The sequence below is a fragment of the Rheinheimera sp. A13L genome, assembly GCF_000217935.1.
Lineage (GTDB): Bacteria > Pseudomonadota > Gammaproteobacteria > Enterobacterales > Alteromonadaceae > Pararheinheimera.
Map to the genome: position 1 here is coordinate 1 of NZ_AFHI01000029.1, position 23203 is coordinate 23203.

24 protein-coding genes and 4 tRNA genes are annotated in these 23203 nt (G+C 47.8%); 11 read left to right on the plus strand and 17 right to left on the minus strand.

What is annotated here, in order from left to right; translation table 11 throughout:
- The 8 genes from RHEIN_RS20740 to murB all read right to left on the minus strand — a co-directional run.
- Positions 1-130, minus strand: a 130-nt coding sequence (locus RHEIN_RS20740; RefSeq protein WP_008899710.1) for a GTP-binding protein, incomplete at its 3' end; no start/stop codon positions are given.
- A 76-nt stretch (positions 131-206) separates the two neighbouring features.
- Positions 207-282: transfer RNA gene (locus RHEIN_RS14405), tRNA-Thr, on the minus strand.
- A gap of 13 nt (positions 283-295) precedes the next feature.
- Positions 296-370, minus strand: a tRNA-Gly gene (locus RHEIN_RS14410).
- A 28-nt stretch (positions 371-398) separates the two neighbouring features.
- A tRNA-Tyr gene (locus tag RHEIN_RS14415) sits at positions 399-483 on the minus strand.
- Between the two features lie 10 nt (positions 484-493).
- Positions 494-569: transfer RNA gene (locus RHEIN_RS14420), tRNA-Thr, on the minus strand.
- A 107-nt stretch (positions 570-676) separates the two neighbouring features.
- A complete protein-coding gene (locus RHEIN_RS14425) occupies positions 677-1372 on the minus strand; it encodes a type III pantothenate kinase (RefSeq protein ID WP_008899711.1) in 696 nt (231 codons plus the stop codon).
- Positions 1372-2376 (minus strand): bifunctional biotin--[acetyl-CoA-carboxylase] ligase/biotin operon repressor BirA, encoded by a 1005-nt coding sequence (gene birA / locus RHEIN_RS14430; RefSeq protein WP_008899712.1) that lies wholly within the window; start codon positions 2374-2376, stop codon positions 1372-1374. The genes RHEIN_RS14425 and birA overlap by 1 nt, the downstream gene beginning before the upstream one ends.
- Complete coding sequence (murB, locus tag RHEIN_RS14435) at positions 2366-3358, minus strand: UDP-N-acetylmuramate dehydrogenase (RefSeq protein WP_008899713.1); 993 nt, start codon at positions 3356-3358, stop codon at positions 2366-2368. Before murB ends, birA begins: the two co-directional genes overlap by 11 nt.
- 149 nt (positions 3359-3507) lie before the next feature.
- On the opposite strand from murB, the gene RHEIN_RS14440 reads away from it, so the two are divergent.
- Positions 3508-3927 carry an acyl-CoA thioesterase gene (locus RHEIN_RS14440; protein ID WP_008899714.1) on the plus strand — a complete coding sequence of 140 codons (420 nt, stop codon included), beginning with the start codon at positions 3508-3510 and terminating at the stop codon, positions 3925-3927.
- A gap of 104 nt (positions 3928-4031) precedes the next feature.
- Here RHEIN_RS14440 and RHEIN_RS14445 read toward each other — a convergent pair whose 3' ends face one another.
- Positions 4032-5420: a pre-peptidase C-terminal domain-containing protein gene (locus tag RHEIN_RS14445; protein ID WP_008899715.1), complete on the minus strand. Its 1389-nt coding sequence runs from the start codon at positions 5418-5420 to the stop codon at positions 4032-4034.
- Between the two features lie 395 nt (positions 5421-5815).
- On the opposite strand from RHEIN_RS14445, the gene RHEIN_RS14450 reads away from it, so the two are divergent.
- Complete coding sequence (locus RHEIN_RS14450) at positions 5816-6154, plus strand: tRNA-binding protein (protein WP_008899716.1); 339 nt, start codon at positions 5816-5818, stop codon at positions 6152-6154.
- A 72-nt stretch (positions 6155-6226) separates the two neighbouring features.
- Positions 6227-7600 (plus strand): energy transducer TonB, encoded by a 1374-nt coding sequence (locus tag RHEIN_RS14455; protein ID WP_008899717.1) that lies wholly within the window; start codon positions 6227-6229, stop codon positions 7598-7600.
- On the opposite strand, the gene RHEIN_RS14460 is transcribed toward RHEIN_RS14455, so the two are convergent.
- From RHEIN_RS14460 to cyaY, 8 genes are all read right to left on the minus strand, one after another.
- On the minus strand, positions 7589-8098 hold the full coding sequence (locus RHEIN_RS14460) for a DNA-deoxyinosine glycosylase (protein WP_008899718.1): 510 nt from the start codon (positions 8096-8098) through the stop codon (positions 7589-7591). The genes RHEIN_RS14455 and RHEIN_RS14460 overlap by 12 nt on opposite strands.
- A gap of 1 nt (position 8099) precedes the next feature.
- Positions 8100-9185: a heme biosynthesis HemY N-terminal domain-containing protein gene (locus RHEIN_RS14465; protein WP_008899719.1), complete on the minus strand. Its 1086-nt coding sequence runs from the start codon at positions 9183-9185 to the stop codon at positions 8100-8102.
- The gene (locus tag RHEIN_RS14470) at positions 9182-10306 is read right to left on the minus strand and encodes a uroporphyrinogen-III C-methyltransferase (protein WP_008899720.1); all 1125 of its coding nucleotides are present in this window, start codon (positions 10304-10306) and stop codon (positions 9182-9184) included. The genes RHEIN_RS14465 and RHEIN_RS14470 overlap by 4 nt, the downstream gene beginning before the upstream one ends.
- Positions 10299-11069, minus strand: a complete 771-nt coding sequence (locus tag RHEIN_RS14475) for a uroporphyrinogen-III synthase (protein WP_008899721.1) — start codon at positions 11067-11069, stop codon at positions 10299-10301. Before RHEIN_RS14475 ends, RHEIN_RS14470 begins: the two co-directional genes overlap by 8 nt.
- A 5-nt stretch (positions 11070-11074) precedes the next feature.
- Positions 11075-12001 carry a hydroxymethylbilane synthase gene (hemC, locus tag RHEIN_RS14480; protein ID WP_008899722.1) on the minus strand — a complete coding sequence of 309 codons (927 nt, stop codon included), beginning with the start codon at positions 11999-12001 and terminating at the stop codon, positions 11075-11077.
- A gap of 179 nt (positions 12002-12180) precedes the next feature.
- A complete protein-coding gene (locus RHEIN_RS14485; protein ID WP_158005488.1) occupies positions 12181-12960 on the minus strand; it encodes a DUF2914 domain-containing protein in 780 nt (259 codons plus the stop codon).
- A 13-nt stretch (positions 12961-12973) separates the two neighbouring features.
- Positions 12974-13645, minus strand: coding sequence for an alpha/beta hydrolase (locus RHEIN_RS14490; RefSeq protein WP_008899724.1), 672 nt, complete (start codon positions 13643-13645; stop codon positions 12974-12976).
- Positions 13646-13661: 16 nt separating this feature from the next.
- Positions 13662-13985, minus strand: a complete 324-nt coding sequence (cyaY, locus tag RHEIN_RS14495; protein WP_008899725.1) for an iron donor protein CyaY — start codon at positions 13983-13985, stop codon at positions 13662-13664.
- 72 nt (positions 13986-14057) lie between these two features.
- On the opposite strand from cyaY, the gene lptM reads away from it, so the two are divergent.
- From lptM to RHEIN_RS14530, 8 genes are all read left to right on the plus strand, one after another.
- Positions 14058-14225 (plus strand): LPS translocon maturation chaperone LptM, encoded by a 168-nt coding sequence (gene lptM, locus RHEIN_RS21460; protein WP_443216048.1) that lies wholly within the window; start codon positions 14058-14060, stop codon positions 14223-14225.
- The gene (gene lysA, locus RHEIN_RS14500) at positions 14225-15475 is read left to right on the plus strand and encodes a diaminopimelate decarboxylase (RefSeq protein ID WP_008899726.1); all 1251 of its coding nucleotides are present in this window, start codon (positions 14225-14227) and stop codon (positions 15473-15475) included. The genes lptM and lysA overlap by 1 nt, the downstream gene beginning before the upstream one ends.
- The gene (gene dapF, locus RHEIN_RS14505) at positions 15476-16345 is read left to right on the plus strand and encodes a diaminopimelate epimerase (RefSeq protein ID WP_008899727.1); all 870 of its coding nucleotides are present in this window, start codon (positions 15476-15478) and stop codon (positions 16343-16345) included.
- A complete protein-coding gene (locus RHEIN_RS14510) occupies positions 16342-17013 on the plus strand; it encodes a DUF484 family protein (protein WP_008899728.1) in 672 nt (223 codons plus the stop codon). The genes dapF and RHEIN_RS14510 overlap by 4 nt, the downstream gene beginning before the upstream one ends.
- Entirely contained in the window at positions 17000-17908 is a 909-nt protein-coding gene (xerC, locus tag RHEIN_RS14515) for a tyrosine recombinase XerC (RefSeq protein ID WP_008899729.1), read from the plus strand. Before RHEIN_RS14510 ends, xerC begins: the two co-directional genes overlap by 14 nt.
- 67 nt (positions 17909-17975) lie before the next feature.
- Complete coding sequence (locus tag RHEIN_RS14520) at positions 17976-18677, plus strand: HAD-IA family hydrolase (RefSeq protein WP_008899730.1); 702 nt, start codon at positions 17976-17978, stop codon at positions 18675-18677.
- Positions 18678-18782: 105 nt separating this feature from the next.
- The gene (gene uvrD, locus RHEIN_RS14525) at positions 18783-20951 is read left to right on the plus strand and encodes a DNA helicase II (protein ID WP_008899731.1); all 2169 of its coding nucleotides are present in this window, start codon (positions 18783-18785) and stop codon (positions 20949-20951) included.
- A 3-nt stretch (positions 20952-20954) separates the two neighbouring features.
- Complete coding sequence (locus RHEIN_RS14530; protein WP_008899732.1) at positions 20955-23000, plus strand: GNAT family N-acetyltransferase; 2046 nt, start codon at positions 20955-20957, stop codon at positions 22998-23000.
- Positions 23001-23203: the final 203 nt, after the last annotated feature.

Below are 23203 nucleotides of genomic sequence, written 5' to 3' on the forward strand. Positions count from 1 at the left end.
CCTGGCCGCCGTAATGCTTAGCCAGTACGTTAGTGATAGCAGCAGTTAAAGTAGTTTTACCGTGGTCAACGTGACCGATGGTGCCTACGTTAACGTGCGGTTTATTACGTTCGAATTTAGCCTTAGCCATAAATGGACCCTTTTTAACAAACGGCGGTTGTATGAAATAAGTGTTTTTGGTTGTATAACAAGAGAGGCTTTTAAGATGGTGCTGATACCCAGAATCGAACTGGGGACCTCATCCTTACCAAGGATGCGCTCTACCGCCTGAGCTATATCAGCAACTTGATCTGTTTGGAGCGGGCAGCGGGAATCGAACCCGCATCATCAGCTTGGAAGGCTGAGGTAATAGCCATTATACGATGCCCGCGGCCTACTCGTAGCTATTGCACTGAAAATGGTGGAGGGGGAAGGATTCGAACCTTCGAAGGCAGTGCCGGCAGATTTACAGTCTGATCCCTTTGGCCACTCGGGAACCCCTCCACTATACTAATGGTGCCGCTTATCCGAGTCGAACGGATGACCTACTGATTACAAGTCAGTTGCTCTACCAACTGAGCTAAAGCGGCACTACGTCAGTGGGTGCGAATTCTAGTGGAATGCCCCACCCCACGCAACAGGAAATAAAAAAAACTTATAAATTCTGGCCTGAATGCTCAATAAGTACACAAAATGCTCAATTCGGCTGAATATAACGGGCTAATCCCTGAAAGATCAGTTGAGATTCAAGCTGAATGGGCAGATCCGCTAGGTATTTTTGTAAAAGCAACGCATCACCACCGGTTAAAATAATCAGCTGTGTTGGCTTAATTGCCCATGCCTGCCGAATAGCTCCCACTAAGGCAGCAATAGCGCCCTGATACAAAGCTGTGGCTGTATCGGTAGCGGGCGACAACTGCTCTGTTTCAAGTTCTGCTGAAAATACTTTGGCGGTTTTACTTAATACAGCTTCCTGCTGCAGTTTTTGCCCGGCTAAAATCCAGCCGCCCTGATGTGTTCCTGTGCTATTTAACCAATCAATAGTTAAAGCAGTGCCCGCGTCTGCTATTAACAGCTCGGTATTGGGGTATAACTCTGCTGCTGCAACCAACGCCAACCAGCGGTCCACCCCCAATAAATGCGGCTGCTGATAACTATTAGTCACGCCAAAAGCCTGAGCTTCACTGCGAATTTGAATAAAAGGGATAGCAGAAGGGATCTGTTGGCGTATTGCCAATACCCTGTCGTCCGCCGCCACGCTAGCGCAATACACTGCATTTATTGATGACCACTGTTCTGCAGTGATGTTTTCCAGCTGTATTTCCGTAAGGGTGCCGACATCATGTAAACGGGCTTTGCTGCGGCTATTGCCTATATCCAGTAATAATTCCATCAAAGCACCTTTCTTAAGCTCAGTTCACCGCCATAAAAGCTTTGCTTTTGGCCGTTGATATCCAGCACCAGCCCGCCCTGCGCATCGACACCAGCACAAAAGCCTGTGATGGTTTGACTGCCACTGGATAAAGTCACCTGCTCCCCGGCAAATTGATCCAACAGATTAAAAGCCTGCACATAACCGGCAAACCCCTGTTGACTGAACTGCTGTAATTCCAGCACCAGTTGATGCTGCAACAAAGCCACCAGCAAATTTCGATCGATGTGCTGGCCTAAAGCCGAGGTTAAATCAGCCCAGGGTTGATCGACGGCTTTATCAGTCTGATCCGGCATCCTGATATTTAAGCCCAAACCTATTACCACATCACACTGGGCATGAGTCTGACCCGCCAGTTCAACTAAAATGCCACCTAGTTTTTTATGCTCAAGGTATAAATCATTGGGCCATTTTAACCGCACCGGCAATTGCCATTGCTGTTGCAGCACTTTAGCGACTGCCAGCCCTACCACTAAACTTAAGCCCATAGCGGCCTGAACGCCTTGCTCCAGTTGCCAGTACATCGAAAAATACAAATTGCAGCCAAAAGGTGAAAACCACTGCTTACCCCGTCGGCCCCGGCCAGCGGTCTGTGCTTCTGCCACCAGCACAGCGCCTTTTTCAAGCACTACCCCATCTTTAAGCTTTTGCATCAACTGGCTGTTGGTGGAATCTGTTACAGACTGCACCCAAACCGGCGCCTGTTGTTGCTGTCGTTGTTTAATCAGCGCCGCATCAAGCAATTGCACAGGCTGGGCCAAACGATAGCCTTTGCCTTTAATTTTGTATAAATCCAGACCATAGTGCTGCAATTGCTCTAAGTGTTTGGCCACAGCAGTGCGACTGATACCCAGTTGTTCACCCAGCCATTGGCCAGAACACAAAGTACCATCGGCTAAATAGTGCACCAGTTGCCGCTGTACAATCAGGCTATGGGGTAAAGTTTTACGCTGTTCACTGGTCAAGTAAGCGCACCTCAGGTTCCAGCTGAACCGCAAATTGTGTCAGGACTTTTTGCTGGATCAGGGCAATCATCTGTTGTAAATCTGCGGCTGTGCCCCGGCCAAAATTCACCAGCACCAGCGCTTGTTTTTCATAACAGCCGACATCGCCAATACGCTGACCTTTTAGACCTGTTTGCTCTATCAGCCAACCAGCCGCCAATTTGACCTGACCATTAGCTTGTGGATAAAACGGCATTTCAGGATAACGGCTTTGTATAGCGTCAAACACAGACTGGCTGACCACAGGGTTTTTAAAAAAGCTGCCACAGTTAGGTAATACGGCCGGGTCTGGTAATTTGGACTGACGCACCGCAATTACGGCATCTGCTACTTCAGTAACACTACTGTGCTGATTTAAATGCTCCAGGCCTTTGTAGCCTAATTTCGGCTGGCCCTGCTTTTTCAGCGTCAACCCCACAGCCACAATCAGCCCCTGACCGGCAAGCAGGCTTTTAAACAGACTGTCACGGTAGGCAAAACCACAGTCGTTTTTAGTTAAACGCTGCACTTCACGGCTTTGCCAGTGAAAAAAGTCGACATAATCACAGCAATCCGCCAGCTCGACACCATAAGCGCCAATATTTTGCACCGGAGCAGCACCCACGCTGCCGGGGATTAAGGACAGGTTTTCTAATCCCCACCAGCCCTGAGCGACTGTCCAGTTGACCAGTTGATGCCAGTTATCCCCTGCTTCTATATGCAGTTGCACTTGTTGCTCGTCTTCTGACAGCACAATCCGGCTTTTGGCTAAATAACGTAAAACAGTGCGGTTTTGATCAGTCAGGAAAATACTGTTGCTACCCTCGCCCAATACCAAAGGCGGGACTACAGGCTGATAAGTCATTAGTTCAGCCAATGAGTCCAACTCGACCAATTCGGCAAGTTGTGTATCCAATGCAAAAGTGGAATAGGATTTAGCAGAGAGCTGCTGTAACAGACGCATAAAAGCACCAAAAAACCAAAGTGTGCTTATTCTACTGAATCCAGAGCAGCAGACCAAAAAAATCTCAGTGTTGGACAGGAAAAAACGCCATTAACCCAAAGCGAAATTTATGGCATCATGGCACCAGACAGGTCCAACCAGAGAGTTTTATGTTACATCACACTTTTATTAAAGTCCGGGGATATCACCTTGATGGTTATCAGCACGTCAATAACGCCCGCTACTTAGAATTTCTGGAGGAGGCCCGCTGGGGTTATCTGGAACAACATGGCGATATCGAACATTTTGAACAACTGGGTCTGGCCTGGGTGATCGTCAATATCAATATTAACTACAGAGCTCAGGCCACCATGGGCCAGCAACTGCGTATTGATACCGAATTCAGCGCTATTAATACCAAAAGCTCTGTCATTCACCAGAAAATCTGGCTGGATGGTACTGACATTTTAGTGGCCGACGCCAATATTACTTTTGTTTGTCTGGATAAAAGTACCGGCCGGGCTGTAGTGATTGAAGGCGATTTAAAGCAGCGTCTTGAGCCTCGCCTGACAAACCAAATCGACATCTGAATCACAACAGGAAAAGCCAGTCCTTTGGCTTTTTATTGATTACACCAACTCGTATCCGTTAATACGGGCTGCTGCATGTATAGAGACTCGCTTTACTGCTACCCCTAATATGGACTGGTTGGTGTATAGAAACTAGCTTTACTGCCATCCAGACTGATACGGGTTGGCACTATAGACGTAGTGTTATTGATCAGGTTGTACTGATCGCCGCTCACCAGTTTATACCGCAGCAGGTTATTGACCTTCACAGGTAAACCACAGCTGGTTTGAGCATATTGAGTTTGAGCATCTGATCTCAGAACATACACTTCATTGGTTCCATCCACTATGCCCTGACCCGCACTGTTTACAAACAACGACGTCGCTTCTGAAATAGCAACTACACGGCTGGCAGCTCCCACTTTGGCCTGGAATACCATAGAGCGGCCCATGCGGTCACGCTGACGGAAGTGGGTATCATTAATCACCCCTTGCATCGCAGGGAAGTTCAGGAAACCTGTACTGATATTGATAGTTTCATGGCAGAAATCTGTCACTGCTTCAGCACTGATAGCACCAGCTACACCATCCGGGTCATAAATATGCTGACTCAACACATGGTCGCCAGCCGAAGTACCACCCACTACACCGCCTTTGTCATACACATGCTGAATAGCAGCCTGAACCTTAGTACCTTGCCAGGCGTTCAGATAAGCCGACTGATCACCACCTGCCAGCCAGACAAACTCAGCCGAACGGATAGCCCAGTCCACATAATCCATATTGGCTTTGGTCACTGTATCCACAATAATAGTTTCGACAGAAGCTGCATTGGTTAAACCCTGCAGATAACTGTTGTACGCATTGGTGCCCGCAGTACGCAGAACAACAATATTGCCGCCCTGAATATGGGGTCCGACTCTTAAGCTAAAGGCATTGTCCACATCTGCACCACCGCCCATCAACAACAGAGCCGGATTGGATAAAGTGACACAAGTGTCAGTGGCCGAGCCTGTGATATAGCTGGTTAAATTGCTGGGTTTTGACGGCCGGGCACCATAGTTACAGCCTCCTGTTGGCGGAGGATTTTCACCACCACCGCCACCCGTACTACCGACAAAGTTTGCAGTCAGCTGATAAGTGCCTGTCCCACTATAACGGGTCACTTTGATGTAATGCCGCCCTGCCGGAGACGCGGTATAAGTACCAGTTTCCGGATTAGCACTGCTTTGGCCCGACATAATGTAGCTACCGGAGCTGCGATACAAAAACCAGTCAAAGTCTTTGCCTGAGCCATGACTTAAACTGACATTGATATCTCCGGTTGCTGTGGTATCAAAATAATACCAGTCCACATCCGAACTACTGCCTATGCTGGCGGCTACTGTTGTGCCACTGCATAAAGCACCATCGGCCTTGCTTTCAGTATTATTATTTTCGCTTTCTTGTTGCAAACAGGCGAAGCTGTGGCTGCTGAATAGCAACGCCAACACGCCTAAGAGAGGTGCTTTCATTTTTATTTTCCTGCTTCTTTTTATGATTTTAAAACGGCCAAAGGCCATGGTTTTACAGGCAGCCGCAAAGCTACATATAAAATTCGGTCAGATTAATTGCGGATATTTATTCGTCGAACCACTCGGATAAGTGGTAATCAGTGGAGCACGCATGCAGATTTGCCGGAGCTGCTGTCCGGGCAAATGTGATAAAGCAAGCGTGAATTGAAGTCATAAAAGGTCAAAACTAAATAAGCGATGTCACTTAATATTTATGCATTTGCTTTTTCTGTCAAGGCGAAATTTTATACTCTTGTTAAGTTCCTTTCATAGAGCTGGTCACTGACCGCAAAACTCATGACAACACTATCTTGGTGTGCAAAGCTAAGTCGTTGTTTAATAGGAGAGTCATCAAAGTGGATATCATTAGTTGGGAACAATTTGCAGTTGTTGAGTTGCGCACGGGCACAGTGATCGAAGTGACAGATTTTCCGGAAGCACGAAAGCCAGCTTACAAACTCAAAGTAGATTTTGGCCCTGACATCGGAGTGAAACAATCCAGTGCTCAAATCACAGCGCTGTACAGCAAAGAACAATTGCTGGGCAAACAAGTGATTGGGGTAGTCAACTTCCCCACTAAACAAATAGGTCCTTTTCGCTCCGAATGCCTGATCACAGGATTTTATCGGCCTGATGGTGCTGTGGTTTTGGCTGTACCGGAACAAGCTGTACAGAATGGCAGCAAATTAGCATAACAAAATATTTACCTAAAGCCTGATTGCGGATAACATTCTGCGGCTATTTCATTAGGTGCCTAGGAACAACGGATGTTAAAAAAAGTATTCACCTTTGCAGCTTTACTGCTCCCTCTCTACTGTCATGCAGATCTGTTTCAGGCAATTAAGGCCTACAAATCGCAAAACTATGTCGAAGCCAAGGCGGAATTCGAACAGCTCGTTGACTCAGGAAATTCCGGAGCAGCCTATTTTTTGGCACTGATGGCACTTCATACTGAAGCTGAACAACAAGATCTGGTGCGTGCTTACGCCTACTTTTCTTTGGCAGTACATTTAGGCGAGCAAAGTGCGTTAAATGACATCCATAGGTTAGAAGCTGAGTTGTCAGAAAGCCAGAAACAGCAAGCCGCAGACTTATACCACCAACTCCAAAAACACAGTTTGCCCGGATACACAGCAAACGAATTTGAGCAGCCTGCATGGGATAATGTGCGGCAACGCCTTAAAACTGTAGCGCCTCAATATCCACTGACTCTTGCACGCAAAGGTTTGCCTGGATTTACTAAATCCCGTTTTGTGGTAGATAAGGCTGGAAATGTGGTTTACGTCAAAACTATATACAGCGTTCCGGAAGACAGCTCTTTTGCTAAAGTGACAGAAAATGCACTGATGGAATGGAAATTCGGTCAGGCCAGCGATATTTCAATACACAAGATACAAATTGATTTCGGCATAACAGTGGCAGGTAAAGACTTCCCACATCTGGAGAAAGAACGGAAATCATCCATGGTCAAGGCTCTGGCTGAATCAGACTGGAAAGCAGCTTTTGCCGGGCGTGCTGTCTCTCAGCTAAATACCGCCACCTTACTAAGCTATCTGATGAATGAACGGAACTTCTACGCTGTATCCGGAGCCGCAGTAGTTACACCACCAACTATGGCTGATATCGATTCGATCGCTTACGTAAAACCCGGACAGGGAAGGAAAATGCCTGCATTTCCGGGCAAAGCTCTGGTACAGGTGAATGCGGATCAGAAGATAGAAAAAATAGAAAGCAACTTAACTCCACTCCCTTTAGCCAAAGGCCAAAGCCTGCCCGACCTGGAACCACGCTATTACCGGATCAGCCCATTTAACCTGCATCATGGTACTCAAAAACCACCTATGTTTGCAGAAGACCAAATGTATCTTGAAGCTCTGATTGCCGTACCAGCTGAGTGGACTCCAACCTTTTGGCTGGATCAGGCTGCCCGCAATGGCGTATTGGCAGCGCAACGGGCCCGGGCTTTGGATCAGCCTTACTGGTCAGAATACTTAAAGAGAAAAAACGATGCAGATGCCTTAGGTTGGTATGCCATTGAGCTGCTCAGCGAAAACAAATTAGCAGAAGCAAAAATAGCTTTGGCCACAGCTAAAAATGTGGGCTTCAAAAGTACCAGGGCGCTGGACGCCTTATTCCAATAAAGCTTTAGCCCATACCTCCAGCTTTTGCTCTTTGCTTTGACTGGCATGAGCAGGGCTGCTGGATGGCAGTTGAATATACTCTATCTCAGTGCGGTGTTTCAAAAGCGGCAGCAGATGGCGTCTAAACTCTTCTGCTGCTTTGGCACCGTTAAAACAAATCTTTAGGATCTGCGGTTCAGCATCAAGCAAGTGCGGTATCGCATTACAAATCACGCTGCTTTTTTTAATGGCACTATCCAGGCTGCCCGCTCTTTCGCAGTGGGCGATCACATCCCATAAAGCTATACCTTGCTCTGTCAGTAACTGGCAACGCTGCTGGTAATCAAGTTCTGTCGGTATAGCAAACAGCTGCTGCATAAAAGGCCAGAATAAATTGCGCGGATGAGCGTAATAACGTTGCTCAGTAAGCGAAGCTGCGCCAGGCATACTACCCAGCAACAAGATACGAGGCCTGGCACCAAGGATTGGTGCCAGGCCTGTTAATAACTCAGGATACATGTCAGGAAACTTTTAAACCCGGCTGATACTGCATCGCCTTTTGCCAGGCCAGCTCAGCTTGCATAGGTTCGCCGTCTTGCTCGGCACAATAGGCCAAAGTTGCATAAAGCACTGCGTCTTCCTTGTGATCACGTAACCAGTGCTGCAGTTGTTTACGCAGCAATACCACATGACGTTTTAACGGAATTTGTCTCAGCACAGGCCATACCAATGGCAAGTCACTATAAGCCAGATTATCAACCAGCAACTTTTCAGCCTGCTCTACCTGACCCGCTTTAACTTTAGCCCAAACTCTCCCCAGTACAGCGGCCATCGACTTCCGTTCTTTCGACGGCAAAGCCAGCCAATAATCACTGCTTTCGTCAAACACACCCTGAGCTGCCAGATTACGGATGGCCTGCGGGTAAATCTGATAACGCTGCGCTTGCCACTGCACTTTGGTAAACCATTTTTGCTCTATGGCTTTAAGCACAGTATGAAAGACTTCAATGTTATGGCCGCCAGCCAGCAATGACTGGAAATACAACGGAGCTAATAAAGGTGCATCAGCAGGCAACAGCATATGAGGTTGCAATAACTCCATAGCCGCTTTAGCCTGATTCTGACGTAGCAATAAATCTGCTTTGACATAACAACTCTGAGCCTGGGTTGCATCCAGTTGCTCAGCAAGCTGCATAGCTTTGGTCGCATGTCCGGCCTGCAACGCAGCGTAACAAGCCATACTCTGGCGCAGTATAGTGAATTCAGGCATAGCGTCAGAGCGATCAAAATACTGCTCAGCATCCTGAAAACGGCCCGCCGCCAAAGCCAAAGCCGCTTGTTCAAAAGCTAAACGGGCTTTGCGTTGCTGACGACCACGAAAGGGGTTTAAGGTCCAGTTACGAAAACCTAACAAGGGTCGCAGAATACGTAAAGTCAACCACAACACACTCAGGCTCAACAACAGAATGATGACAAAACCTATCAGCGTCATTTCCACTGTCCATGGACCCAGCACCAGCATCAGGTAACCCGGATTCTGCGTCAGCCAGGGCCCCACCCACATGGCAGCAGCCAGCAGTAAAACCACTATCAGCAAACGGATCATTGGCTGCTCTCCACCATGCTTTGACGCATCACCTGATCAAGCACAGCTGTGGATCCCAGTGCAGCAGGAGCAGGAAAAGCCACAGCTAAACCAGCCAGTTGTACCAGCTGTTCAGATGCAGAACTAACCTGTGGATCTGCAGCAGCAAAATAACGCTGCAAGGTATCCATCGCCTGCTGCAATGCAGCCTGATACAGCTCTGGCTGATATTTCATGGCTGCCAGCTCGGCCAGTAACAACTGCTGTTGTAAGGTGTTACGTAAACTCAGTTGCTGACCCGCAGATAACACCGACAAATCTTCTGGTTGAGTCGGGCGCACGTGCACCAATGAACTCCAGAACGAATTCCAGTGGTAGATCAGAGTGGCTTGCCAGTCAGCCTCTGCCGCGATTGCTACAACTGGTGTTTCATCAAGTACCCGCTCACTTTGGCGCAAAGGTAAATTATTCACAGTTTTGCGTAAGCTGGTTAAAGCCAGCTGAATTTTGGCTAAATCCGGCACTGTGCTTTTTTGCAGTTCAGCTAAATCCGTTTGGATCGCCTGACGCAACGGCTGCATGCTGCTGTCTTGTAACAACGCCAGTTGCTGTTCAGCACCTTGCAATAAACGTAATGCAGCTGGCATATCTTGTTCTAACCAGATTTTTTGTCCGGCCAATTGCAATAGCTGCTGAAGTTGCCATAACTGCCAGGTGCGGCCATTGCTTAATTGCTTTTTGCTCTCCAGTTGCAACTGCACTAAAGCCTGTTGCTGCTGCAGATCCTGAGTTTCCTGCTGTTTTTGCTGATCAACAACCAGCGCCAGCTGCTGCTGCACCTGATCGGTCAGTTGTTGCAGTTGCTGCTTAGCTTGCTCAGTTTGTTGCTGTTGCTGCTGTTGAAGTTGCAGCTGTTGTTGCTGCACTGCTGTCCATTGTGGCCACAACCACCAGACCGCAGCGGCTATAGCGGCAACCAACACAATATTTAATAATAAAGAAAACCAGGCGACAGCCCGGCCGGTTTTAGCCGGCTTTGGGTTTTCACTTTTTGGACTTTCATTTTTTACCGGTTCTTTTTTAACCGGCTCATGTGGAAGTGGAGATTCAGAGGCGGTAACAGCCACCGGGGTATCAGTCATGACAAGTTCCTCTTAACTGGCAAATAGCATCCAGTAACGCCTGATCATTGGCACTGGCTGACAAATAAATACGGGATCCGTCGATCCCAAGTTCTATAGCGGCTTCTTTCATCCGCGGGCTGACCATTATCCATAACTGTTGCTGTAACCAGCTATGTTGCTCTTTGGGCAATAAATCAAAAATAAGCTGTAAAATTTCGTTGCTGGTCACCACAATACATTGAATATGTTGCTGATGCCACTGGTCTGACAAGCCTTGCCCATCGAGCGGCAAAGGTACTCTGCGATAACTTTGCAGGTAATGAATATGAGCGCCCCGTTCCACTAAGCCTTTTTTGATCAGCTCACGGCCAGCGTTTCCCCGCACTATCACAATATGTTTGCCAGCTACATCCTGCAGCTGCGGTAAAGCCAATAAGCCTTCACTGCGCTGATCTTGCGGGACTATAACAGAGCGGCCACTGCATTTTTCCAGCACTGTGGCTGTAGTGGTACCTACAGCTATTAAAGGTGCAGTGATTTTTTTGCAATCGTATTGCTGCTGCAGGCAGCTAACCGCACTGACACTGACAAAAATAACCTGATCGGCCTGCTCCAGCAGAGTGCCTGCTTTGGCTTTTAATGGCACTAACTGAGTGGTGATCAAAGGTTGATATAAATACGGAATCTCCAGTTCATCTAAACTGGCCAGCAACTGATCCGCCTTGCCCGCTGGTCTGGTGATCAGTACCGGGCTTAGTGGATCCAGCAGTGGAATCGTCACGCCAATCAGGCCTGACGGTAGACCGCATCTAAAATGCGATCTGCGCCTAACGCCAATAACTGTTCCGCCAGCTGCATTCCTAACTGCTCGGCTTGTTCTGCAGAGCCTTTGATTTCTGAACGTAAAATTTCAGAACCATCCAGTTGTCCAACTAAACCACGCAACCAAAGCTCATTTTGCTCCAATACAGCAAAAGCACCAATAGGTACCTGACAACCGCCCTGCAACTTACGATTCATTGCCCGTTCGGCCAGCACACAAATGCGGGTTTCTTTATGTTCCAGCGGGGCTAACAGTTGTTGCACCACTAAATCGTCTGTGCGGCATTCAATACCTACAGCACCCTGACCATTGGCCGGTAAACTGGTGCCAACTTCCAGGAAGCTGGCGATGCGTGCCTCAAAACCTAAACGTATTAAACCAGCCGCAGCCAGAATAATGGCATCAAACTCACCTGCATCGAGTTTCGCCAGCCGAGTGTTGACGTTGCCACGTAAGTCTTTAATTTGTAAATCCGGCCTGATGGCTTTGATTTGACACTGACGGCGTAGGCTGGAGGTTCCGACTACAGCCCCTTGCGGTAAATCAGCCAGTTGTTGGTAGCTAGTGGAGACAAAAGCGTCACGCGGGTCTTCACGCTGGCAAATGGTATGCAGCATCAAACCTTCAGGAAAATCGACAGGCACATCTTTCATACTGTGCACTGCTATATCAGCACGACCTTCCAGCATGGCGGTTTCTAACTCTTTTACGAACAAACCTTTACCACCAATTTTGGCTAAAGGTGTATCCAGAATTTTATCGCCCTGAGTCGACATAGGCACCAGCTCAACTCGCAAACCAGGGTGAGCGGCTTCCAGTTCGGCTTTAACAAAATTGGCTTGCCACAAGGCTAAAGCACTTTTACGGGTGGCAATACGAACAAGCTGCATAGGAACTCCTTAAACCGGAAAAAACAACACCAGCACAGAGAAATAAAAACTGGTTTGTCTGAAAATGCCGCTTAGTATATACCCAAACTCACCGCAGCGGCAGGGCTTGTCCCTGTCCGTCTACCCTGGAATACAACGTCAGAGCCAACAAAGCTGCAGTTGCAAGGACCAATGGTATTTTATTGATAATGAAAATGATGACTGAATAATAAGTTCTGCTGTGGATCCAGAATTTCGACCCGCCATTCCCCCTTTTGACTGCTGTCGAATTCTTTTCTGCTGTAGGTACGCCAATAATCCAGTTTGACCGGCAGTTTAATCCGGGTCATCAGCTTGCCTTCGTAATACCACAAATGTTCAATGCTCTGGCCATTTAAACCTTTGATTTCAGAATACAAAGCCAGCTGCGGTACAGCTGTGGCATCAATCTGTTCACCTAAACTGCGGGCTTTAGCTGAAGGGGACTCGTTCGTCAGCAATGCCAGCCTTAATACACCTGAATCGGCCATAAATAAGGGGGCACCTGTATCCACTTCAACTACGGCAGTTTCAGCAACCACTGGCTGTTCTGCTGCACTGTTATATTCCACTACAGCAGCTTCTGCAGGTTTTGTTGCACTAGCCACGACCCCGGTTTCAGCCGCTTCAGTTTTAACCTGTTCGGGTTCGGGGTTTTGTGGTACAGCTTCCAGCACCAGCTCTGGAGTCGCAACGTCAATAGATTCAGATGTCATGACAACAGGAGCCGTGGCAGCCACAGGTGTCAGCTCAATATCAGCAGAATCCAGATGTAACCAGCCATACAACAACAAAGCCGCAGCACAAAGTGTCAGAGCAGCACCGCTAATACGGCGCCAGTGCCACTGTTGCTCTGTTGTTGGTTCTGGCAAATCACCAGGCGTCGCAGCTGCAGCGCCCAGACTGACCCGAACCACCAGTTTTTCCTGTACTGTTGTCACTTTTTTTTCCACTTTAAAGTGCTGGTAATTGCTGCTGAATAAAACGACTGACATCAGCAATTTGTTGTGGGCAAACACTATGGCCCATTCGGTACTCGGCCCAATTGACATTAAAGCCAGCAAATTTCAGTGCGTTAAAAGCCGCCTGACCTGCGCTGTAAGGCACCACTTCATCATGAGTACCATGATTCACCAGCACAGCTGTGCTTTTATTGGCCGTGGTCATTTCTTCTTTCAGCTTGCCTGGCACAGCCATATAAGTGGAAAGCGCCATCACACCGGCCAGTTTATAAGACAGGCGGGGTAATAAATGTAGCGCAATAACGCCACCCTGACTAAAACCTGCCAATAAAATGCGATTAGCCGCAATGCCCTGCTCTATCAGTTTGTCGATTAGGGCTGTTACTGCAGCCGCAGATTCACGCACACCTGTTTCATCTGCTCTGTCGTTTAAATCCCAGGTTTTAATATCGTACCAACCGCGCATTTGCATGCCGCCATTAATAGTAATAGGGCGTACAGGAGCGTGGGGAAATAAAAACCGGATGCCCGACGTTTTTGGCAAACGTAATTCTGGCACTATAGGTGCAAAACCATCACCCGAATCACCTAAACCATGCAACCAGATCACAGCAGCATCAGCCTGACCTGCAGGTTTTACATCTACAAAAGGAAGTAACGCCATTCTATTTCTCTATCATTCAGGAATTATCAGTAAGTACCACGTCTTGACCAGACTGCTTGCTAAAGGCATCAGAAATTAATGCCCAGAACTCAGCACCTGTTCTGTTATCAATCCAGACACTGTTTTTTAATTCAAAATGGTGGCCGTTAAATTTAGTCGCTACCCAGAGCTGATGCAGTGGAGGCTGCTTATTAATAATCACCTTACTGCCGTCAGGAAAGCTGATACTTAACAAGCCACCGTGCGACTCATAATCCAAATCCAGGTCCAATGCTTCGATAGCGTCTTCCACCGCAAGCAGCACCTGATCGGTCAGTTCGTCATATTCTACGTCATTCATCGGTTTCACCTGTTTGCTTTTGCTGTTAAGGATGCGATTATAGAGCGCAAAATAATTAATGAAATAAAAACCATGAATACAAAGCGACAAAGACTGGTGTGCATCCTGTTGCTCAGCCAATGGTTACTGGCCTGTGGCCAAAAAGGTCCTTTAACATTGCCTCAAACCCCACAACCTAATAAGGCGCAGCCAGAACAAGTCGCGCCAGCCGATCAGCCAGTAGTTTCAAAGGAACAGTAGTGGATTACTTTAATTATCAGGATCAGAACTTATTTGCCGAAGATGTTGCATTAGCCGATATTGCTGCAGAATTTGGCACGCCAACTTATGTCTATTCCCGCGCTACCATTGAGCGCCATTACAAAGCTTTTGCTGAAGCTGCACCAGGCCGTGACTTATTAGTCTGTTACGCCGTTAAAGCCAACAGCAATATAGCGCTGTTAAACCTGCTGGCCCGCCTTGGCAGTGGTTTTGATATTGTGTCTGAAGGTGAATTACGCCGTGTGCTGCAAGCAGGTGGCGACGCGAAAAAAGTGGTGTTCTCGGGCGTAGGTAAATCTGTTACTGAAATTGAGTATGCACTGCAAACCGGTATCAAGTGTTTTAACGTGGAATCTATTCCTGAGCTGGAACGTATTCAGCAAGTAGCCAGCCGATTGAATATCATTGCGCCTATCTCTATTCGCGTGAACCCGGATATTGACGCCAAAACCCATCCTTATATTTCTACCGGCTTAAAAGCCAATAAGTTTGGCATTGATATTAACGACGCTGTGGCCATGTATCAGCAAGCGGATGCCGCTTCGCATTTAAAAGTTTGTGGTGTGGATTGTCATATAGGCTCACAACTGACTGAAACTCAGCCGTTTTTAGATGCCTTAGATAAGTTACTGGCCTTGATAGACAAATTAGCCACGCTAGGTATCCACTTAAGTCATATTGATATTGGTGGCGGTTTAGGTGTGCCTTACGACGGTGAAACTCCGCCACATCCTGCCGAATACGCCGCCAAAGTAGTAGAAAAGCTGGAGGCTTATCCACAGTTATCCATTATTTTTGAACCAGGCCGCGCCATTATGGCCAATGCCGGTGTACTGCTGACCAAAGTAGAGTATTTAAAACCTGGTCAGGAAAAACATTTTGCTATTGTTGATGCGGCCATGAACGACTTAATTCGCCCGGCGCTTTACAGTGCATGGCAAGCCATTATTGCTGTGCAGCAAAAGCCGCATATTCCAGCCGTGACTTACGATGTGGTAGGTCCGGTCTGTGAAACTGGCGATTTCCTTGGTAAAGATCGTGCTTTAGCGCTGGAACCAGGTGATTTATTGGTGGTGCGCTCAGCCGGCGCTTATGGTTTTACCATGAGTTCCAACTACAACAGCAGACCCAGAGCCGCAGAAGTGCTGGTGGATGGTGACCGCAGCTATTTAGTCCGCCAGCGTGAACAATGGCAGGACCTGTGGCGCGGTGAACAGTTGGTACCCTGAATGATCCCAGACAATAAATTTAAAGATCGTCCCCACCAAAGCTTAGTGCATTTCTCAAAAATGCACGGTTTGGGCAATGACTTTATGGTGATAGACGCGGTCAGCCAGAATGTGTTTTTAACCAAAGAACAAATCAAAAAGCTGGCCGACCGTAACTTTGGGGTAGGTTTTGACCAGCTACTGATGGTGGAACCGCCTTATGATCCGGATCTGGACTTTCATTACCGTATCTTTAATGCCGACGGTTCTGAAGTAGAACAATGTGGTAACGGCGCGCGCTGTTTTGCCAAGTTTGTCCGGCATAAAGGCCTGACCAATAAATACAAAATTGCCGTCAGCACCAAGTCGGGCAAAATCACTTTGTATATAGAGCAGGATGGTCAGGTGACTGTCAATATGGGCGTGCCGCAGTTTGATCCGGCCAAAGTGCCTTTTAAAGCACAAAAACAAGAGCTGAACTATATTTTGCACAGCGAAGACGCTACCACTTTATGTGGTGTGGTTTCGATGGGTAACCCACATGCAGTGATACTGGTGGATGATATTCAGACTGCTCCTGTGCATCAGTGGGGACCGGTTTTTGAAAATCACGAACGTTTCCCTGAGCGCGCCAATATAGGTTTTATGCAGGTATTGTCGCCTTCTCATGTCAAATTAAGAGTATGGGAACGGGGCGCTGGCGAAACTATGGCCTGTGGCACCGGCGCTTGCGCTGCTGCAGTCATTGGTCAGATGCAGAAAAAATTACAAACCCAGGTAAGGGTAGATTTACCGGGCGGTTCTTTGCAGATCCGCTGGCAAGGGCCTGGCCAACCCGTCAAAATGACTGGACCAGCCGAACATGTTTTTGATGGACAATTATTCTTATGAGCGACCTTCCTCTCGATACAGCACTGGTAAACCCTGAACTGGCAGAAGCCAGCCTGATTGTTGATTATCTGTATGATCATCCTGAGTTTTTCCTGCAACATCCTGAACTGCTAAGCCGCTTGCGTTTACCGCATCAGCAGCGGGGTGTGGTGTCTTTAGTGGAACGCCAGCTGGAATTACAACGCGAAAAAATCCGTTCTTTAGAAGACGATATCACCCGCCTGATGGGTATAGCCCGCCAGAACGAACAAATTTTTTATGCGCTGAACGATCTGCATTTACAGTTATTAAAAGCCGCTGATCAAAATGCTTTGCTGCAAGCCTTGCAGGCCTTTATCGCCCAAATGCCGCATGTGCAAAGTTGTGTGTTGGTTGATTTGCAGCAAAAAACCGATCAGGTGGCGCAGTTACAACTGATTTTACAGCGCCGCTTAAGTGGCAAAACTTATTATTTTGGCCGGATGAACCGCGACGAAATGGCCGCTTTGTTTGAACCTCATATTCATTCCGTATCATTACAACTGTTAACGTTGTCGGAAGACCAACAGTTTCTGCTGGCCTTTGGCAGCGACTCAGATGAGCATTTCCAGCCAGGCATGGACACCTTATTTTTAGACCATCTGGCGAAACTGGTGTTAGCCGTTTTACCTTCTTATGTTGCAGCCTGAATTAGCCCATTGGCAAGCCGACTTGTCGGCTTTTCTGGCGTATCTGAAAGATGAACGGGGTTACAGCAAAAAAACCTTAACCAGCTACCAGTTGCAGCTTTGTGCTGTCGCCAGTCAGGTGGCTGAACAAGCGGAGCATTGGATCGACCTGACCGAAACCCAGCTGCAACTGCATATCTCCTCGTGCCGCAAAAGCTTAAAAGCCCGCAGCCTGGCGCTAAGAGTGGCGTCTTTACGCAGCTTTTACCGTTATCTGGTGCAACAAGGCAAACTGAAAGAAAACCCGGCATCCTACTTACAGGTGCCAAAATTCGACAAACCTTTGCCAAAAAACCTCGATGTCGATCAGGTCAATCACCTGCTGGATTTTGATACCAGCGAAGACGCCCTCGCCTGCCGTGACAAAGCCATGTTGGAGTTGTTTTACTCCTCAGGTTTACGGCTGGATGAACTGGTCAGCGCTAATTTGCAGGATATTGACTGGTCCGAAGCCTTAATACGGGTGCGCGGCAAAGGCAATAAACAAAGAGTATTGCCTATAGGCCGTATGGCGGTAGCAGCCATTAAAGACTGGCTAAAAGTACGAGGTGCTTATGTAGGCACAGAGCCGGACGCCTTGTTTTTAAGCAAACAAAAAAGCCGCATCAGCCACAGACAAGTGCAACAACGCGTCAAACTCTGGTCTGAACGTCAAGGTTTAGCTCAGCATTTGCACCCGCATATGCTACGCCACTCCTTCGCCACTCATATGCTCGAATCCAGCTCAGACCTGCGCGCAGTGCAAGAGCTGCTGGGTCACGCTAACCTGAACACCACTCAGGTCTACACCCATCTGGATTTTCAGCAACTGGCCAAGGTGTATGATAATGCCCATCCAAGGGCGAAGAAGAAGTAAATCTCAACACGCATCACTCTCGTATGCCATTTAAACTAACAGCACTTGCCAGCGGACACTAAAGCTTATGCGTATTTACAAAGCCCTTTTGCCTTTTAAAGCTATCTCATTTGATTTGGACGATACGCTGTATAACAACGGCCCTGTGATTGAGTTGGCTGAACTGGCTATGCAACAAAAACTGTTGCAACTTGTCCCAAAGCTTGGGCTGATTGACCCTGAATTCTGGTGGCAAAAACGCAAAGAGCTGGCGCAACTTAACCCGGAAGTTCGGCACGATGTCAGCCGCTGGCGCTTGTTGTCGGTGGAACAGGGCTTAACAGAGCTTGGGGTCGGTCGCTGCGAAGCTGGTGAAATGGCAGAACTGGCTTTTGGTGCTTTTTATACTGCCCGCAGCAATTTAATAGTGCCGGATTCCAGCCATCAATTACTCAAAGCCTTAGCAGAGCGTTACCCATTGGTCGCCATTACCAATGGCAATGCCGATTTAAAATTGCTGCGTATCAGCCAGTATTTTCAGCACGCTTATCATGCTGGCCCCAGCGGCAAAATGAAGCCTTACCCTGATATGTTTCATAAAGCCTGCCAGCAACTGGCGATTGCGCCACATGAACTGCTGCATATAGGCGATAACAGCAAAGCTGATGTGCGGGGGGCGCTGAATGCCGGTTGTCAGGCGGTGTGGCTGAAGCATGAAGCTCATTTTCAAACCTCGCTATTACCTCATCTGCAAATTGATTCGTTAGAGCAGTTACAGGCTTTGCTTTAAGCCCTGAACCCTATGATCAAAGCTTGGGCAACAAAGCTGGGGTGACAAGCAAGATGGGTATATAATGTCGGCAAATTTTGCGTCAGCGACAGGTACTTACTGCTAATGGATGTCTCTTCTTTACTGGATGGCTTAAACGATAAACAACGTGATGCGGTAGCCGCTCCTCCTCAACATATGCTGGTATTAGCGGGTGCCGGCTCGGGCAAAACCCGGGTACTGGTGCATCGCTTAGCCTGGTTGATGCAGGTGGAACGGGTTGCGCCTTATAGTTTATTGGCTGTGACTTTTACCAATAAAGCCTCACAGGAAATGCGTAACCGTATCGAACAGACCATAGGCGTCAGTTTAAATAATCTGTGGATGGGTACTTTCCACGGTTTATCGCACCGCATGTTGCGAGCCCATTATCTGGAAGCGGGTTTACCTCAGGGTTTTCAGATCATCGACTCGGACGATCAATACCGTTTAGTGCGTCGGGTACTAAAAGCGCTGAATTTAGACGAAAAACACTGGCCACCTAAACAAATTCAATGGTTTATCAACGCCCGTAAAGACGAAGGCCAGCGCCCCGGCACTATGGATGCACATGGCGATTTCAGCCTGCAAACCATGATCAAAATTTACGCCGCCTATCAGGAAATGTGTGACCGCTCGGGTTTGGTCGACTTTGCTGAAATTTTATTGCGCAGCTTCGAACTGATTAAACAGCAGCCACAGATCCGTGCTCATTATCAGCAGCGTTTCCGTCATATTCTGGTCGACGAGTTCCAGGATACCAACTCGATCCAGTATGAATGGTTACGATTATTGGCAGGCACTGACAGTAAAGTGATGATAGTAGGCGACGATGACCAGTCCATTTACGGCTGGCGTGGCGCTAAAGTAGAAAACATTCAGCAGTTTTTAGAAGACTATCCAAACCCTGTCACGATCCGGTTGGAGCAAAACTACCGCTCTACCGGCACTATATTAAAAGCCGCAAACTGCGTGATTTCGCATAACAGCGACCGTTTGGGTAAAGACCTGTGGACGGACGGCGAACAAGGCGAAGCCATTTCGCTCTACACAGCTTTTAACGAGCTGGACGAAGCACGTTTTATTGTCGGCCGTATTCGGGAGTGGAAACGTGAAGGCGGCAAACTGATTGAAGCTGCAGTACTGTATCGCAACAACGCCCAGTCGCGTGTGCTGGAAGAAGCCTTAATTCAGGACGGTATTAACTACCGTATTTATGGCGGCTTGCGTTTCTACGAACGTCAGGAAATTAAAGATGCTTTGGCTTATTTGCGTCTGATCAATAACAGACAAGATGACGCCGCGCTGGAACGTATTATCAATACTCCGGTGCGTGGTATCGGCGATACCACTATGGACAAAGTGCGGGAAAATGCCCGCTCACTGCAAGTGACCTTGTGGCAAAGCCTGCAACAAATGTTGGCGAATAAACAACTGACTGGCCGTGCAGCCAATGCCATCGGCACCTTTGTGCAGATGATTGATCAGCTCGAAGCCGACAGCAAAGACTTAAGTCTGGATGAGCAGGCTGATCATGTGATCCAACTATCAGGCCTGATGGCGATGTACAAAGCCGAAAAAGGTGAAAAGGCTCAGACCAGGGTAGAGAACTTAAACGAGTTAGTGAACGCTTGCGCCAACGCCACTTATGTTAATACTGAAGAAATGACGCCACTGTCCGCCTTTTTATCTCAGGCCGCTTTGGAGGCCGGTGAATATCAGGCCGAAGAACATTCAGACGCAGTGCAGTTGATGACCTTACACAGTGCCAAAGGTCTGGAATTTCCATTGGTGTTTATCTGTGGTCTGGAAGAAGGTATGTTCCCGAGCCAACAAAGTGGTGACGACAGCGAGCGTTTGGAAGAAGAACGACGTTTATGTTATGTCGGTATGACACGAGCTATGCAGAAGCTGTATTTAACTCATGCCGAAAGCCGCCGTTTATATGGTCAGGAACAATACAACAGACCATCGCGGTTTATCCGCGAAATTCCGGCTGATTGTTTAGAGGAAATTCGCCTGACCACTAATGTCAGCAAGCCGACTCAAATGAACCGTTTTGGTAGCGCCGCCAGCCATAGTGCTTTTGAAAATACCGGCTTTAAGCTGGGTCAACGGGTGTTACACGATAAGTTTGGTGAAGGCACGGTACTGAACTATGAAGGCACAGGGCCACAATCCCGTATTCAGGTGAATTTTGATGAGCTGGGCAGTAAATGGCTGGTGACAGCTTATGCCAGGTTAGAGCCAGTTTAGTCTATGACAGACCTGCTGCAGATCATCCGTCAGCAACAAAGCGCTTATCAGGAGCGTGGCTGGCGTTTACCCATTTGGTTAGCAGGTTCAGAAGCTTATACTCAGCAGCAACTTTCTGCTTTAAAGCCTGAAGGAAAAAGTTATTGGTTAGGCCATGAAGCCCCTGCTGGTTTTACGCTATTGTCAGCCAAACAAAAGCAGCAATGGCTGGGCACAGAATGTGATGTGCTGGTGGTGGATGCACGTCATTCTGTCGACTGGGATTTAGTAGCGGCCAGCAGTGGTTGCTTAAAAGCAGGAGGGCTTTGGTTATTTGTCACTGAAACACCCGATATGTGGCTACAGCAACCAAACCCAGCAGCCAAAAGAGTCTTGCCTTATCCGCTGGATGCTGCTGTTTATAAAGGCTTATTTAAAGATTTCTGGTTAGCGCAATTGCAGCAAGCCCGCTGGGTTCAAATTATCGAAGGCAGTCCCGCTGTTATTCCGCTCTTGCCTGACGCCGTTACTCCAACACCAGTTGAACACCCCTATCGCACAGCTGAACAACAAATCGCAGTGGTCGCTATTTGTAAGGTAGTGACAGGTCACAGACGCCGTCCTTTAGTACTGACGGCTCATCGTGGCCGTGGTAAATCCAGTGCTTTGGGGTTAGCTGCGGCTTTATTAGCGCAACAAGGTAAAACAGATATTCTGCTGACAGGCCCTTCGCCTGTTGCTGTGCAAAGGGCATTTTTTATCGCTGCCAATCTTTTAAATGTGCCTTATCAGCAAGGTCAGAATCAGCTGCTAAAGGGCGTCATTCGTTTTGTGCCTGTTGATGTTTTGCTGGCAGAGAAACAGCAAAATACAGTGGTTCTGGTGGATGAAGCGGCTGCTATTCCAACCCCTCAATTGCAGCAACTAACGGACTTATATAGCCGTTTAGTCTTTGCTTCTACTGAACATGGCTACGAAGGCACAGGCCGTGGCTTTCAGTTAAGATTTCAAAGTTATTTACAGCAGCATTGCCCCGGTTTTCAGAAACTGCATCTGCATCAGCCGATCCGCTATCAGATGAACGACCCACTGGAACAGCTGATTTTTAAAGGTTTTTTACTGGAGCAAACTGACTCTGTTGTTAGAGCAATACAACAACCAAAAACCGTCAGCTATCAAATCAAAGAGCTACTGCTACAACCTCAAAAACTACAGCAAATCTTTAGCTTATTAAGCCTGGCGCATTATCAGACTGATGTAATGGATCTTTGGGCTTTGTTGGATAACCCGGCGCTGAAACTCTATACACTGGAGCAGGATCAGCAGGTAATCGCCTGTGCTTTAATCAGTTTTGAAGGTGAGTTGGATGCAGAACTTGCTAGTGCAGTAGCACATGGCAAACGAAGAGTGCAAGGGCATTTATTGGCTCAAAGCCTAGCTTTTCATTGCCTGCAGCCGCAGCTGGCAGAGCAAAATCTGGCCAGAATTCAACGTATAGTTGTGCATCCCTCAATGCAAACACAGGGGCTTGGCAGTCAGTTATTAGGCTTTGTTTTACAAGACTTATTGAGTCAAAAGTATCTGATGGGCACCAGTTTTGGTGCTACTTTAGCTTTAGTGAAGTTCTGGCAAAAATCGGGGTTTAGCCCTATAAAACTCAGCCATCAAAACGAACAAGCCAGCAACGAAGCCTCGGTTTTGATGCTGTATGGCGAGCAGTTCAAGCCTTTACAGCAGCAGTTTTCTAGGCAATTGTATTGGCAACTTGCTGATAAACAATGCTCTTTGGATCCAGCTTTGGCGTTGCTGTGGGCAGAGCCTCCTTCTATAGAAATCACACCACAACAAAGCACTGAATTAGAACTCTTTCAGGCAGGCTTGCGTCCTTATGAGCTGATAGAAACTCACCTACTCTGCTGGTTTAATTTGTTTTATGCCAATGTGGAGCCTCAAACCGCGCTCTTGTTAGTGCAACGGCTTTGGCAGAAACATGACTGGCAACAAATTTCATTAGCTTCTGCGAAACAAAAGCTGCCTGAGTTATGCAGGTTGCTTAAGTTTTTAGACTAAATCAGCTATCGTCGATGGCATTATGGCTCTGTAGGGGCGTCCCTTATGGGCGGCCGTCTTTGGTTTTTCCGTTAAATGTAGGGCGCAATCGCCGCAGGCATTGCGCCGTTGGTGCAGTCGCTGGTTAGTTTAAAAGCAGAACGGCTCTGAATTCGGGTGCGGTGAACTACTTGTGAGGTGGCTGCAGGTCGTCTTGTCCGCCT